Origin of the sequence: Flavobacterium degerlachei, from assembly GCF_900106645.1 — a bacterium.
Lineage (GTDB): Bacteria > Bacteroidota > Bacteroidia > Flavobacteriales > Flavobacteriaceae > Flavobacterium > Flavobacterium degerlachei.
The window spans coordinates 1-1,246 of sequence record NZ_FNMV01000036.1 but is presented as its reverse complement, the minus strand read 5'-3'; the positions used below and the strand labels follow the sequence as shown (position 1 = coordinate 1,246).

Sequence of the window (1,246 nt, the reverse complement as noted above, 5' to 3'; positions counted from 1 at the left end):
GAAACTACTAATCGTACTGCTGCGGATTTATTAAAAGAAGACTTAGTAAACAAAAGTACTGATGTAACTACTGATGGAACTTCTGATACAAAATACCCAACAGTAAAGTCAGTTAAAACTTATGTCGATGCCAGTTCAACTTCAGGTTCAACAGCATTAACAGCAGAAACTTCAAGAGCTACTGGGGCAGAAGCTACTAATGCTTCTACAATCGCTACGGAAACTACTAATCGTACTGCTGCAGATGCAACTTTGACTATCAACTTAGCTTCGGAAGCATCAACAGCGAGAGCTGCAGAATCTGCAAACGCTACAGCTATTGCAACGGAAACTACTAACCGTACTACTTCAGATGCAACTTTGGCAACTAACTTAGCTTCGGAGGCGTCAACAGCGAGAGCTGCAGAAACTGCAAATGCTACAGCAATTGCAACTGAAACTACTAATCGTACTACTGCAAATGCAAATTTGACAAGCAACCTGACTACAGAAATAACCAATAGAACGAACGCGGATTTATTAAAAGAAGACCTAGTAAATAAAAGTACTGATGTAAGTACTGACGGAACTTCTGACACGAAATACCCAACAGTAAAATCGGTAAAAACCTATGTTGATGCTAGTTCAACTTCAAGTTCATCAGCATTAACTGCAGAAATTTCAAGAGCTAAAACAGCAGAAATTGCGAATGCAGATGCTATTGCAACGGAAACTACTAACCGTACTACTGCCGATGCAACTTTAGCAAGTAACTTGGCTTTGGAAGCGTCAACAGCGAGAGCTGCAGAATCTGCAAATGTTGCAGCTATTGCAACAGAAACTACTAATCGTACTACTGTAGATGCATTAAAAGAAGATTTAGTTAATAAAAGCACTGATGTTTCAACAGATGGAACTTCTGATACAAAATACCCAACAGTAAAATCGGTAAAAAGCTATGTTGATGCTAGTTCAACTTCAAGTTCATCAGCATTAACAGCAGAAATTTCAAGAGCTACTGGGGCAGAAGCTACTAATGCTTCTACAATTGCAACAGAAACTACTAATCGTACTATTGCAGATGCAACTTTAGAAAGTAACTTGGCTTTGGAAGCATCAACGGCGAGAGCTGCAGAATCTGCAAACGCTACAGCTATTGCAACAGAAACTACTAACCGTGCTACTGCAGAAGCAATTTTAGCAAGTAACCTAACTATAGAAGCTTCAACGGCGAGAGCTGCAGAATCTGCAAATGCTACTGCTATTG

At 39.7% G+C, this 1,246-nt stretch carries 1 protein-coding gene; it reads left to right on the top strand.

The features are described 5' to 3' along the window. A partial coding sequence (locus BLV91_RS17085) for a hypothetical protein (RefSeq protein ID WP_175514035.1) occupies nt 1-1,246 on the top strand: 1,246 nt, incomplete at both ends.